Source organism: Sphingobium sp. 22B, from assembly GCF_001580035.1.
In the GTDB taxonomy this organism is placed as follows: Bacteria; Pseudomonadota; Alphaproteobacteria; order Sphingomonadales; family Sphingomonadaceae; genus Sphingobium; species Sphingobium fuliginis.
The window spans coordinates 1-11,491 of record NZ_LTAB01000009.1 but is presented as its reverse complement, the minus strand read 5'-3'; the positions used below and the strand labels follow the sequence as shown (position 1 = coordinate 11,491).

The window sequence follows — 11,491 nt, the reverse complement described above, 5'->3', positions numbered from 1 at the left end:
TCCCTTTATGTTCCGTTGGGCAGGGGGATTCGTCAAGCGGGATGAATCGCAATTTTTCCCTACCCGTTTCCGAATGGATCAGTCTGCAAGCATTTGCAGGGTTGCCGGGTCGCGCTCTCCGCCGAACCAGCGGTCCAATGCGCCCGCGAACAACGGACATGGCTCCGCCGCCTCGAACAGGGTTAGCGATGAGCGCAGCTTCATGGCGTCCACGCTACCGAACATGGCGACAGGATCACAGGTGCCCAGCTGCTGTAGCGCTTCAACACATTCGCGATAGCGCGGGCCAAGCAGGTCGTGATCAAGATAGGCGCGGGCTTCGTCGATCGACGCGATGCCATAATAATGGGCGGTCGGACTTTGTCCGAGGCCCCGCAGCTGCGGGAAGACGAACCACATCCAATGGGAGCGCTTTGCTCCGCTCTGGATCTCGGCCAATGCGGTGGCATAGCTATTTTCCTGCGCCTCAACGAAGCGGGCGAGGGTGGCATCGGTGGTCATCAGAGCAGTGCTCCCTGCGCTGGCGGCGAGCCGTAGACTTGGGTGACGGGCAAGGTACCTTGTGGCAGCCAGCGCAGCACTTGCCCAGCGGGCACGGTCGGATCGAGCCAGTCGACCCATTGATCGCGGGTGAGGGGGATGATCTGCCTATGATGGTAGGGAGCCACGTCCGGTCCTGCGTCCATGGTGAGCATGGTGAAGGCTTCGCCCAGCGGGCTCTCACGCCATATGCCTGCGATGCAGAACCAGCGGTGATCGTCCATTGTGAAGAGCCATTTGTCCAGCCGCTTCTGCTTGGGATCCGCGGGATCTGTAAATTCGTAGAAGCCGTCGGCCAGAATCAGGCAGCGGTGAGAGGTGAACTCGCGTCCCTCGGAGCGGAAATTATAGACGGGTTTGCCCTTCGTGCCTGGCCAACTCCAGCGCCGATTGACCAGCTCCCCTGTGCTCCGCTCGCCCTCCACCGATCGAACGATCGGCGCCATGTCGGTCATCTTGATGTCCTCACGCGCGGGCACGTTGGGCCTGCCCTCGGGCATCTTGATCTTGATTTTGAGATCCTCGAAATCCTCGGCGATCGAGGCGATGTCGACCTCCAGCCTATAATCGTTGCACATCTCTCCTCCTTCTTGGCGGCGCTTGCTCCCGGTCATGCGGCAAACCGGGTTGATTGGAGGTTTGGCGCACGCTGGGCGTGAACGCGGGACAAGTCCGACCGGTTCGCCTCGAAAATATGGCTTCGTCCTTGTGCAGTCGATGTCAAAGCCCACCGCAGCTTGTATGCCGCATATTCTGACGCTATATTACGTCAAAATGGTGGTGTCAGGAAATGTTATGGGCCTGCTGGACTATGCCGATCACGGACTTTTTGTTCCGAGTAAGATCGCGGCGGCATTTCGCACGACTAGCGAGGAGGTGGCTCGTTCCGCCGGCCTAGGCCGCGACGCTGTACAGCGCAAAGAGCGCTTGCGTTCCGATAAGACCCAGCGCCGCCTTCGAGAAATGATCGAGGTGATCACCAAAACGAGCGCGCGCTTTGGATCCCCTCTCATCGCCTATGCCTGGTACAGGTCGGAGCCACTCCCGGGATTCTCCGGCCAGACAGCCATGCAGCTCGTGCAGGATGGCAGGGCGAGCGAGGTGCTGGAATATATCGACGCTGTCGACGCAGGCGTTTACGCCTAACTGCGTCCATGGGTTACCAGGGCAAACTCTATCGGGCGCTGAACCCAATCTATGCGCGCGAGCCACTTTCAGGCCGGGGTGCTGCGTTATATGGCGGCCGTTTCAATCCCAAAGGAACTGCCAGTCTCTACCTCGCAACTTCATTGCCGACGGCAATTAGAGAGGCAAACCAGGTCGGAGATCTCCAACCGACGACGATCGTCTCCTACGATGCCGATATCGCGAATGTCTTCGACGGTCGTGATGCTGCTGAACTCGGAAAATACGGGATGACCCCAACCAGCTTAGGCGAGCCGGCCTGGCGCGATCAGATGAAGAAGGCAGGGAAAGCGCATACCCAGATTTTCGCTGAAAGCCTCATCTCCGAAGGCTTCAACGGCTTGCTCGTTCGCAGCTTTGCCCGCGGCGCGAGCGATGAGGATATCAATCTCGTTCTCTGGAAGTGGAGTGATAGATACCCGTTTAAACTTACGCCCATCGATGATGACGGACGCATGAGTAAAATCTGAACCTTGATGGGGCGGGTCATCGCCGTTTGCTGCCAAAGCTGCTGCGAAAGGGTTGCCAACAACGCAGCCATACGGGGGAATGCGCTACGGGGGATCGTTGATCAGCCCCGAACCTCGCAGCCGGTCACTCTACCGGCTGTGCCATCAACTCCCTTCGCCGGACAGCTTGATCCTGGCTCTCCGGCATATAGGGTTGATGGCTGGCTGGTCGGCCTCATTTCTGCTCCGGCGTCTGGCTCATCAAGGGACGGGGCTGGCGGCGTTGAAGGTTGAGAATTTCCACAGCATGATGTATATGTTTCTGCATATACACATGAACAAAAAGGGCGATCATGCCGCATCCGCAGTCATATTCAGAGCCTCGTGAAGCCAAGCTCTTCCGTAACAACAAGAGCCAAGCCGTTCGCATTCCCGCAGACTTCGAGATGCCGGGGGATCGGGTGAACATCTATCGTGATGGGAATCGGCTTATTATCGAGCCGGTGCGCCGCAAGAACCTGCTTGAAGTGCTGGCCGGACTAGACCCGCTCGGGCCAGAGGATCAGTTTCCTGATGTGGATGAGACGCTTCTCCCGGCCAAGGAAATCGACCTTTGACCCTCTACATGCTCGACACCAATATCGTCTCCGATCTGCTGCGACATCCTGACGGCAGCGCGGCAAAGCGCATTGCCGAGGTCGGCCCGGACGCGATTTGCGTGAGCATCATCACAGCCGCAGAGCTGCGATATGGGTGCGCCAGGAAAGGGTCTGCGAAACTCTTGGCGCATGTCGAAGCGATATTGGAAAGCGTGCAGGTTCTGGCGCTCGATGTGCCTGCTGACGCGGAGTATGGCGGCATTCGTGCCGAGCTTGAGGCCGCGGGCAAGCCCATTGGTCCGAACGATCTGTTTATCGCAGCTCATGCCTACGCCGCAGGCGCAATCCTCGTGACTAACAACACGGGCGAGTTTTCCCGCATTCGCGGCCTGCGGGTTGAAAACTGGATCAGGTAGTTGATGAGTAAGCGTCCGCCTTCGGGCGTGTTGCGGCATTTCGGCTTGGCGCTGATGGACCTCCGCTACGGAGCCTCTTTCTGAACCCCAAGGGAGGCCAAGTGAAGGATCGGGTGGAGATCATCGCGCAAACCGAGCGACGCAGGGAGTTTTTGGATGTCGAGAAGGCGGCGATCCTCGCTGAGGCTGATGAAGGCGGCGTATTGGTCCGTTGATAAAGAACCGGGGATTTGACCCATCAACCCAATTCGCCGGATATCCTTGATCCTGCCAATTGTTCTCTGTATGTTCCTGCCATGGACTCGAAAGCAACGCCCTTCGACTCCGAGGCACTCGGAAGTCGCCGTGCCATCATCCGGCGTAACCCGGATGACGTGCATGAAGTTGAGATGATTGAGGCGGCCTGGGGCTCCAACCCGCGCTTTAGCGATGGCGTGTGCTACGAGTTCATCCGATCCGAAGGGCGATCATTCCCGAGCAATCGCTGCTTGGTGCCGGCGTCTGAATTTCACATCCGCAATGGCGAGAAGAAATTCCGGGTGACCATGGAGGACGGCAATTTCTTCTATCTCGCCGCCATTTGGGAGCCTGCCATTGGCGACTGGCCGGTCAGCTACCGGATCATCACCGTTGACGCGAACCCAGAGGTGATGCGCTATCAGGAGCGCCATGGCGCCATCATCCAGCGCCGGCAGGTCATGCAGTGGCTGGATTGCCAGGTGCCCGAAACGGATCTGCTGGTAACCCCGCCTGCGCATCTGTTTTTGGTCGAGGAGATCCTGACCAAGCCGGTGCAGACCAGCCTGGCGTTTTGAGCTGAAGCGGGGCGGTGAATATGTTCGCGCATCCATCCGCCAGTCAGGCCGATCTGTTTGGACAGCCGCTTCTGCCGGGGCTGCGACAGGGGCATGAGTTCATCACAGCGGAAGAGGAGAGGGCGTTGATCGCCCGGATCGATGCTAGCGATCTTACACCCTTTCGCTTCCAGCAGTGGACGGGCAAGCGTCTGACCCGGAGCTACGGCTGGAGCTATGATTCCCAGACAGGCGCTTTCACGTCAACCGAACCGATGCCGGATTGGCTGCTGCCTTTGAAGGCAATGGCGGCGTCCTTTGCTGGTCTTCGGGCTGAGGATCTCGTCCAGACTTTGTTGATCCGCTATGATCCAGGCGCCGGCATCGGATGGCATCGCGACCGTCCTGTTTTCGAGCATGTCATCGGGATATCGCTAGGCGAACCTGCCGCGATGCGGTTTCGGCGTCGGATAGGAGCGCGGTTTGAGCGACGGAACGCGCCACTGGCACCGCGCTCTATTTATCATCTGAGTGGCCAGGCACGGCACGCATGGGAGCACAGCATTGCGGAAATGGAAGGGACGCGTTGGTCGATCACTTTTCGCAGTCTCGCCTAGCGGCCTTCGTTCGTTCAGATGCGGATAGGGTTCGGGAAGGGAGCAAGCATGAGGATCCAACTGATCCGCAGCTCATGAGCGTAATGGGGAAGAACTAGGAAAGAAATATATTGTGCGAACCAATATCGTGATCGACGATAATCTTATGATCAAGGTGCTCCATACTACTGGCTTTAAGACAAAGCGCGAGGCGGTGGAAGCGGGGTTAAGGTTGCTCCTCTCGATCCATTCGCAGGCCAAGCTTTGTAGCGCTCGCGGCAAGCTCGCCTGGGAAGGAGATCTCGATACGATGCGGAATGACCGATGATCCTCACTAATTCGAAGGCTAAAATCGACTCGCCAAGTGTTTTCACATGAACGATGACGTAGGTGACAATCGGCCGAAGCTGGGGCACATCTGGCTGCGGGCGAAGTTTGCGCCGCAGAGTGCGCCACCCTATACTGAAAGCTATCTCGTCTCGGGTGCGCGGCGCACCGACGTGATCGCTGGTCGCACTGTCGAGTTCTACCCGCGCTCCTATGCGACCGGTGAAGACATTATCGCCAACCTGCGCTTTGCCCTACGCTATGAACCCCTGGATCTGGCCGTGCTGGCTGCAACCTTCGTCGCCATCGACGCCGAGGTCATCGCGGCATGGGTCCGCACTGAGCCGAGCGGCAGCTACGCGCGGCGCGCCTGGTTCTTCTATGAGTATCTGACCGGCGAACGTCTCGACGTGCCCGATGCCGCCGCCGGCAACTATGTCGAGGCGCTCGATCCGCAGAAGCATGTCGTCGGGGCAAGGCGGAACTCGTCGCGTCACCGCGTTGTCGATAATCTGCTCGGCACGCCGGACCTGTGCCCCACGGTGCGCCGCACGGCGAGGCTGGAAGGGCAGATCAGCGTCCATATCGATGCCGAGGCACGCGCGATCATCGAACGTTATGACCCGGCCGTGCTCGCCCGCGCAGTCCGGCATCTCTTCACCAAGGAGACGCGCGCGTCATTCGCGATCGAGGGGGAGACGCCCAGTCCGGATCGGATCGAGCGGTTCGTCGCGGCGCTGGGCGCCGCCGCCAGCTTTGACACGGGCGACAAGGAAGCGATCGTTCGGCTGCAAAATGCAATCGTTGATCGCCGCTATGCCGCGACCGACTGGCGCAGCTTCCAGAATTTCGTCGGCGAGACGACCGTTGATCTCTGCGAGGAGGTGCATTTCATTTGCCCTCGACCTGAAGATGTTCCCTCGCTGATGACGGGCTGGATGGCGCTGACAGCGCGGATGCTCGCTGACGACATCGAGCCTGTCGTGGCAGCGGCAGTCGCGGCCTTCGCCTTTGTCTTCATTCACCCGTTCGAGGACGGCAATGGTCGCATCCACCGCTTCATCGTTCATCATGTGCTGAGCAAGACAGGTTTCAGCCCAGACAGCATGATCTTCCCTGTGTCGGCTGCCATCGTCCGCGATCAGCGCAGCTATGACGCGGTGCTGGAGAGCTTCTCAAGACCCCTGTTAAGCGCGATCGAATGGGGCTGGACCAGCGAGCGCGAGATCGCGGTCGGCAGCGACACCGCGCCACTCTATCGCTTCTTTGACGCCACCGCTGTCGCCGAATATCTCTATGACCGCGTGGTCGATTCTGTCCGCACGGACCTGCGCGAAGAACTGGGCTTCCTGGCTATGTTCGACCGCGCGATGGAAGGGGTACGTACAATTGTCGATATGCCGGACCGCCGCGCCGCGTTGCTGATCCGCCTGATGCTTCAGAACGGCGGACGTCTTTCCAATAGCAAGCGCGCTCAGTTCGACGAACTGACCGATGCCGAGATCGCCGATATGGAGCAGGCGGTGCAGTGGGCGCTGGCCGAAGCGGGGGATATACCTCGTGCGGTAAACGCCTCCTGAGAGTATGTGATTACCCGAGGCTATCTGCGGTGGCGATCACGTGGGCGGCACACTAGGATCCCTGTACCCCACCAAGCTTGCCGCCAGTCGCATCGACCAGTAGCCGTTCGGCATCGCGCCAAGGGCGGTCATTCAAGTGCCGCGGTTACTTGGAACCGGACAAAGATGGCTCTGCATCAATTTGCTTTCTAGCGGGTTGAACGCACGGCTGCGTTTAGCTGAGGCTGTCTCGGGTTGCAGGGAGGAGCAAGCTCCATTGTCCGACCGGTTCGATCTTGTCTTTTGACCATATGAGCCATATATATGGCTCATATGAACGAAGGAGAATAATGATGATCGCGGAAGCATGCGGCCTCGCTGACTCGCTCGGGCTAAAGACAGGCCCGCGATCGCCGCTGGCGATCGCGAACCGCATCAAGGCTGGACTCCCGCTCTCCTCGCTAGAGCGGTTGTCGAAGGCTATCGCGCCGGACGACGCTAGCTTCCCGTATCGCTTCGTGCCCCGTGCAACGCTGACGCGGCGCAAAAGGGCCAGCGAGCCAAAGCTCACCGTTGACGAAGGCAATCGTGTCGCGGCCGTCGCCAAGGTCTGGGAATTTGCGATGGAGATCTATCACGACGAGATCAAGGCGCGCGAGTTTCTCTACCGTTCGCACCCAATGCTTGAGGACCAGAGGCCGATTGACGTGGCTACCGACACGGGAATTGGCGCCGATCTTGTTATCAATCTCCTCGGCCGAGCGGCCTATGGCGGCGGCGCTTGAGGCCGGGGATCGTTGACAGGGTTCTCTACAGCTACCGGATTGGTGACCCTGCAGGAAAGCATCCAATCTATGATGACGAGGGAGCCCGCCTTTTCCCGGGACGCTGGAACACCCCGAGCAGCCCAATGCTCTATACCTCTGAGCATTATGCGACCGCGCTGATCGAGAAACTCGCCCACTTCAACGGGGTGCTTCCCGGGAACCAGCACTACATCCGCATCACGATTCCGCCGGGCGTCAGCTACGAAGAATTCCCGCAGACTTCCCATCCGGGCTGGGACGGGATCGACGATTCGATTTCGAAGACCTTCGGTGCCACATGGTGTCTCGAATGTCGCTCGTGCATACTCATCGTCCCATCAATTCCCGGCGGTCGAATCGAGCGCAACTTTCTCATAAATCTGCGTCACCCCGACGCGGGCAAGATCACTCACGACATGGCGAGTCCGGTACCTTGGGACCTGCGCCTGTTCCAGATTTAGCCACTTTTTTGCGCGGACCATCGGCCGGGACACAGTGCGCCACTTTTTGACATTCCGCCGCAAACTTGGCGTTCGTGAAAGCGGACATAAAATATAATCAGGCTCGCGCGGCTCGACCGGCTTTGGCCGCCCCAGCGCTCTGCAGTTCGTTTCTGGCTTGGAGGATGATCTCCCCGCCGCCCCACAGGCTGAGCGCCGCCATCATGCCTGCGACAAGTATGTCCGGCAGGTATGAGCCGGTTCCGAACACACCCAGCGCGGCAACTAAGACGGCGGCGTTGCCGATCGCGTCGTTGCGCGAGCAGATCCATACCGACCGCATGTTCGCGTCGCCCGAACGGAACCGATAGAGCATCAGCGCGACGGCGCCATTGGCGATCAAAGCGACAAAGCCGACCGCGCCCATCACCTCAGCTTGCGGATGTCCTCCCTTAAAGAGTGTCCATAGGGCGCTCAGCAGCACATAGACCCCGAAACTGAAGATCGTGATGCCCTTGACCATGGCGGCGCGGGCACGTCAGGCAAGCGCCATGCCGGCTACGCCCAGGCTGATAGTATAATTGGCAGCGTCACCCAGGAAATCCAGCGCGTCCGCCTGTAAGGCTTTCGACCCGCCAATGATGCCGCCCATGAGTTCGCCGAGAAACATGACGATGTTGATGGCGAGCGCGATCCAGAGTGCCCGACGCCAGGCGGGGTTGTTGGACGGACCCTTTTCGACGGCGCAACTGGGACATGCCACGGTTCAGGCCTTCAATAACTGGAGTCGATCCAATGTATGCGCCCTGCAGCAGCTACAGGGTCAAGGGCCTTCTCATGATCACGCGCGGCAAGCTGGCGAAAGCGACCGGCATAAAGATCGAAACGATCCGCTTTTACGAGAAGATCGGGCTGCTCGCACCGCCAGAGCGCACCGCCGGCAATTACCGGGCCTATCAGTAGGTCGACGTCGACCGTGCGCCGCGCGCGCGACCTCGGTTTCTCGCTAGATCAGGTGCGAGCGTTGCTTGATCTGGCCGACGACGGCAGCCGTTCATGCGGCGCGGTGGACGAGATTGCGCGCGGGCAGCTGGAAGCGGTCGAGCAGAAGATTTCCGACCTGCTCGCGCTCAAGCGAGAGCTGTCGACTCTGATCGAACAATGCGATCGGGGTACTATTGCGGAATGCCGGATCATCGGCGCTTTGGCGCCTCTGGTAACTGAAGAAAGGGCGCGGAGTGACGAGCGTTGAAGACTCTCACCCAAATCCGGGATTTTTCATCAGCGCGCCTTCATCGAGAAAGACGCGGACCCTGCATCCCGGATCGGCAGATTCCCTTTCGACTTTCCCTCCAAGCTGTTTTGCGAGAAGGCGAACCAGCTTGGATCCAAGCCCCGGCTCTGCGTCCGACGGACAGCCTATCCCGTCATCAGCCACCGTTATCATGATCCGACTTTCTCTCGCTGCAATCTCGACGGTGACGATGCCGCCGCGCTCGGTCGGATAGGCATATTTGAAACTGTTGGTGACCAGTTCATTCACGATCAAGCCGACATGAACGGCTACCGAACTGGGGACATTAAGGTTCGCACATTTCACGCGAACCGCAATCGGCCGCACCTCTCTCAACAAATCTCCGAGGCCGAGACAGAGACCTTCGACATAAGCTGACAGGTCAACCAGGCCGCCATCTGCGGCCCCGCCCCACCTCAACCGATCTTGGGCTTGTGACACGACCAGAACCCTGGCGTTCGCGGCCTTGAGAGCCTCACGAACCTCGGGATTGTTGCTGGCGCTCATCTGTAGCGAAATCGCCGAGCTGATTATGGCGAGATCATTCTTTGTCCGATGAGCCAGCTCATCGAGCAGGAGAGCCTTTGCCGCTTCGCTTTGATCCAAACGAACAATCGCGCGGCGCAGCAGCTCTGTCACCGCAGACATCAGGAAGCAAATGCCAATGAAGGTGATAAGGGCGAGTGCGTTACGCAGGCCGATATTGAACGAGAAGACTGGAGCGATGAAAAGATAGGCCGCGACAGCGGCACTCAGCAGGGTGGCAAAAAAGGCCGAGCCCCTGTCGAACAATAACGCACAAAGGAACACCGCGGGTATGAACAGCAAGAGGGGAAAGTGCCGCAGGGGCTCGTCTAATGAGTGTCGCAACAGCGCAGTGATGGCCACGATTGCTGCGCTGCCGCCGTATCGCAAAAAAATGCTGTACTCTCGGCGCGGCAGCAGCTGAACAAGCAAATTCTCCATTATGCAGCGACCAGTTCTTCCAAATATGGCTTAGCTGTACAGAAGCAGCACAGAGACCTGTAAGAGGCTGCACTCGTATGAACTGTCAATGAATGTGCGGGAAGTCCCCATTTATACTGATATAGATTAAGAACTCATAAAACGAGCTCCTTTTTTTCACTCGCGGTGAACTAATTGGCATATCAGGCATTTAATTGTCGCAGAATATCCGCTGCACAACTCAATGGCCTCGTCTGGTTTACAGGCGGGGCCATTCATGTGTCGACGGAACCTTCTTAAATGATTGAGATTAAAGAGATTTTTATCAATAGTATCACTAAAGATATATGGTCGTCTCCGCTGTTCCGTGGCCTATTGAGGGCGCAGGTCAGCCTGCAGTGCGACCCAAACTGGCCCTGTCTCTTGAGGCAGGGCTTCTTTGCCTTATCTCGCCCAGGGCGACGGCTGGCGATCTCTTCCACGCACCAAGGTCATCCCATGCCGGGCAGAGTTCAGCGAGCTATGGGCACTAGGTCTAAGTGCCGCTGAATCCTTGGTCATAATCCATCATAGCAGGCGCTCTCTCCGCCATAACGCGATATGAAGCGAGTTCCCCCAGCGCCCCGCCTCTTTTCCCTTGAGAGGCGGGGCTTTTCCTTAGCAAGGTAGGGATTTCGCCGAACTTGAAGCTGACCCAAGCCAGGGACGCTTCACCCGATGCGGTGCTTCAATGCACTGGCCCGGTCATGGCCAGCCTTGACGGACTGATATGCGCGCTCCACGACCGGTCGCGAGGAGGGATCGAAATCTGCGTCTTTGAGAGCGGCCTCAAATTTCCCTTTGATGTAATCTTCACCGCGCTCGACCTCTTGGATGATGGCCTTGTCGTCCTTGCCGGTGAAAGCCTGCTTCAGATCCATGAAGGTGCGATGGGCGGCGGCGAGGAAGCTGCTGTCTGTCTCCGGCTCTCCACCCAGACGCCTTACCTCGGCCTGAAGCGCCGATGCCGCTTCGCTCCGCTCCCGCGCGAAATCCACGAACATGGAAGCGAACTGCGTATTTTCCGCATCCTGCGCGGCGTCCTTAAAGCCCTTCATGCTGTCCAGCGTTGTCTTGATGAGGCTGTTGAGGGTGACGATCGTGCTGTCCGTGCTCATGGAGTCCTCCTAAAAGTGGAGACATGCCAACGGCGGCGAACCTCCAAAAGTTCAAACCGTTGCTGAGCTGGAACCATCGCTTCCTTTTGGTGATTGATGCTGTCTCACAGTGCAAGGAAGTATGTGATGGTAGAAGTTCATACTGAGCGAAATCCGCATGAACGGGTCGTGGTGCGGCGTGGCGGTGCCGGGCGAACCGTGGCGATCTTGCTTGTTCTCGCGCTTGTCGTCGTTGGCGTTCTTTTCGCCACCGGATTCTGGAAGGCAGATGTGTCGGGCGGTGACAAGAGGTGGCCGGGTTGGTCTGAACAGGGATCGGCACTTGATAAGTGGATCGTCTGCCGGTTCTTTGCTCGCACTGCCGATATGGGGCGTCATGTAGGG

General features: G+C 58.6%; 17 protein-coding genes and 1 pseudogene. 13 read left to right on the top strand and 5 right to left on the bottom strand.

The genetic code is table 11. From position 1 onward, the window contains the following. Window positions 1–78 precede the first annotated feature (78 nt). Together A0J57_RS10375 and A0J57_RS10370 are read right to left on the bottom strand one after the other, a co-directional pair. Window positions 79–501, bottom strand: coding sequence for a DUF1810 domain-containing protein (locus tag A0J57_RS10375; protein WP_062017111.1), 423 nt, complete (start codon window positions 499–501; stop codon window positions 79–81). After that, window positions 501–1,118: an SOS response-associated peptidase gene (locus A0J57_RS10370; protein ID WP_062017109.1), complete on the bottom strand. Its 618-nt coding sequence runs from the start codon at window positions 1,116–1,118 to the stop codon at window positions 501–503. The genes A0J57_RS10375 and A0J57_RS10370 overlap by 1 nt, the downstream gene beginning before the upstream one ends. A 217-nt stretch (window positions 1,119–1,335) precedes the next feature. Here A0J57_RS10370 and A0J57_RS10365 point away from each other — a divergent pair, with 217 nt between their 5' ends. The 10 genes from A0J57_RS10365 (at window position 1,336) to A0J57_RS10315 (ending at window position 7,732) form a co-directional block, all read left to right on the top strand. After that, window positions 1,336–1,686, top strand: coding sequence for an MbcA/ParS/Xre antitoxin family protein (locus A0J57_RS10365; protein ID WP_062017106.1), 351 nt, complete (start codon window positions 1,336–1,338; stop codon window positions 1,684–1,686). 8 nt (window positions 1,687–1,694) lie between these two features. After that, on the top strand, window positions 1,695–2,195 hold the full coding sequence (locus A0J57_RS10360; RefSeq protein WP_062017104.1) for an RES family NAD+ phosphorylase: 501 nt from the start codon (window positions 1,695–1,697) through the stop codon (window positions 2,193–2,195). 332 nt (window positions 2,196–2,527) lie between these two features. Then, window positions 2,528–2,791, top strand: a complete 264-nt coding sequence (locus A0J57_RS10355; RefSeq protein ID WP_062017101.1) for an antitoxin — start codon at window positions 2,528–2,530, stop codon at window positions 2,789–2,791. Window positions 2,792–2,799: 8 nt separating this feature from the next. Beyond that, the gene (locus A0J57_RS10350) at window positions 2,800–3,189 is read left to right on the top strand and encodes a type II toxin-antitoxin system VapC family toxin (RefSeq protein WP_062017098.1); all 390 of its coding nucleotides are present in this window, start codon (window positions 2,800–2,802) and stop codon (window positions 3,187–3,189) included. Between the two features lie 230 nt (window positions 3,190–3,419). Beyond that, on the top strand, window positions 3,420–4,004 hold the full coding sequence (locus A0J57_RS10340) for an SOS response-associated peptidase family protein (RefSeq protein WP_235600836.1): 585 nt from the start codon (window positions 3,420–3,422) through the stop codon (window positions 4,002–4,004). A gap of 20 nt (window positions 4,005–4,024) precedes the next feature. Further along, complete coding sequence (locus A0J57_RS10335) at window positions 4,025–4,600, top strand: alpha-ketoglutarate-dependent dioxygenase AlkB (RefSeq protein ID WP_062017089.1); 576 nt, start codon at window positions 4,025–4,027, stop codon at window positions 4,598–4,600. 112 nt (window positions 4,601–4,712) lie between these two features. Next, the gene (locus tag A0J57_RS10330; protein WP_062017086.1) at window positions 4,713–4,907 is read left to right on the top strand and encodes a type II toxin-antitoxin system VapB family antitoxin; all 195 of its coding nucleotides are present in this window, start codon (window positions 4,713–4,715) and stop codon (window positions 4,905–4,907) included. Window positions 4,908–4,953: 46 nt separating this feature from the next. Further along, on the top strand, window positions 4,954–6,486 hold the full coding sequence (locus A0J57_RS10325; protein ID WP_062017083.1) for a Fic family protein: 1,533 nt from the start codon (window positions 4,954–4,956) through the stop codon (window positions 6,484–6,486). Window positions 6,487–6,815: 329 nt separating this feature from the next. Then, window positions 6,816–7,250, top strand: a complete 435-nt coding sequence (locus A0J57_RS10320; RefSeq protein ID WP_082921981.1) for an antitoxin Xre/MbcA/ParS toxin-binding domain-containing protein — start codon at window positions 6,816–6,818, stop codon at window positions 7,248–7,250. Further along, on the top strand, window positions 7,247–7,732 hold the full coding sequence (locus A0J57_RS10315) for an RES family NAD+ phosphorylase (protein ID WP_062017079.1): 486 nt from the start codon (window positions 7,247–7,249) through the stop codon (window positions 7,730–7,732). Before A0J57_RS10320 ends, A0J57_RS10315 begins: the two co-directional genes overlap by 4 nt. Before the next feature lie 97 nt (window positions 7,733–7,829). Here the strand turns inward: A0J57_RS10315 and A0J57_RS10310 are convergent. Beyond that, a pseudogene (locus tag A0J57_RS10310) lies at window positions 7,830–8,474 on the bottom strand (cation transporter). A 32-nt stretch (window positions 8,475–8,506) separates the two neighbouring features. Here A0J57_RS10310 and A0J57_RS27265 point away from each other — a divergent pair. Further along, a complete protein-coding gene (locus tag A0J57_RS27265) occupies window positions 8,507–8,674 on the top strand; it encodes a MerR family DNA-binding transcriptional regulator (RefSeq protein WP_328587036.1) in 168 nt (55 codons plus the stop codon). Between the two features lie 61 nt (window positions 8,675–8,735). Beyond that, window positions 8,736–8,963 (top strand): MerR family DNA-binding protein, encoded by a 228-nt coding sequence (locus A0J57_RS27260; protein WP_328587035.1) that lies wholly within the window; start codon window positions 8,736–8,738, stop codon window positions 8,961–8,963. Window positions 8,964–8,969: 6 nt separating this feature from the next. Here A0J57_RS27260 and A0J57_RS10300 read toward each other — a convergent pair whose 3' ends face one another. Continuing rightward, a complete protein-coding gene (locus A0J57_RS10300) occupies window positions 8,970–9,971 on the bottom strand; it encodes a sensor histidine kinase (RefSeq protein WP_061939585.1) in 1,002 nt (333 codons plus the stop codon). 689 nt (window positions 9,972–10,660) lie between these two features. After that, the gene (locus A0J57_RS10295) at window positions 10,661–11,107 is read right to left on the bottom strand and encodes a PA2169 family four-helix-bundle protein (RefSeq protein WP_061939583.1); all 447 of its coding nucleotides are present in this window, start codon (window positions 11,105–11,107) and stop codon (window positions 10,661–10,663) included. 126 nt (window positions 11,108–11,233) lie between these two features. On the opposite strand from A0J57_RS10295, the gene A0J57_RS26860 reads away from it, so the two are divergent. Next, window positions 11,234–11,491: hypothetical protein (locus A0J57_RS26860; RefSeq protein ID WP_216820920.1), on the top strand; the 258-nt coding region annotated here is incomplete at its 3' end.

Coding starts and splice junctions, on each gene's coding strand:
- A0J57_RS10370 (WP_062017109.1), bottom strand. CDS start 1,118: ATGTGCAACGATTATAGGCTGGAGGTCGACATCGCCTCGATCGCCGAG.
- A0J57_RS10375 (WP_062017111.1), bottom strand. CDS start 501: ATGACCACCGATGCCACCCTCGCCCGCTTCGTTGAGGCGCAGGAAAAT.
- A0J57_RS27265 (WP_328587036.1), top strand. CDS start 8,507: ATGTATGCGCCCTGCAGCAGCTACAGGGTCAAGGGCCTTCTCATGATC.
- A0J57_RS10295 (WP_061939583.1), bottom strand. CDS start 11,107: ATGAGCACGGACAGCACGATCGTCACCCTCAACAGCCTCATCAAGACA.
- A0J57_RS10360 (WP_062017104.1), top strand. CDS start 1,695: ATGGGTTACCAGGGCAAACTCTATCGGGCGCTGAACCCAATCTATGCG.
- A0J57_RS10325 (WP_062017083.1), top strand. CDS start 4,954: ATGAACGATGACGTAGGTGACAATCGGCCGAAGCTGGGGCACATCTGG.
- A0J57_RS10355 (WP_062017101.1), top strand. CDS start 2,528: ATGCCGCATCCGCAGTCATATTCAGAGCCTCGTGAAGCCAAGCTCTTC.
- A0J57_RS10335 (WP_062017089.1), top strand. CDS start 4,025: ATGTTCGCGCATCCATCCGCCAGTCAGGCCGATCTGTTTGGACAGCCG.
- A0J57_RS10300 (WP_061939585.1), bottom strand. CDS start 9,971: ATGGAGAATTTGCTTGTTCAGCTGCTGCCGCGCCGAGAGTACAGCATT.
- A0J57_RS10365 (WP_062017106.1), top strand. CDS start 1,336: ATGGGCCTGCTGGACTATGCCGATCACGGACTTTTTGTTCCGAGTAAG.
- A0J57_RS10350 (WP_062017098.1), top strand. CDS start 2,800: ATGCTCGACACCAATATCGTCTCCGATCTGCTGCGACATCCTGACGGC.
- A0J57_RS10320 (WP_082921981.1), top strand. CDS start 6,816: ATGATGATCGCGGAAGCATGCGGCCTCGCTGACTCGCTCGGGCTAAAG.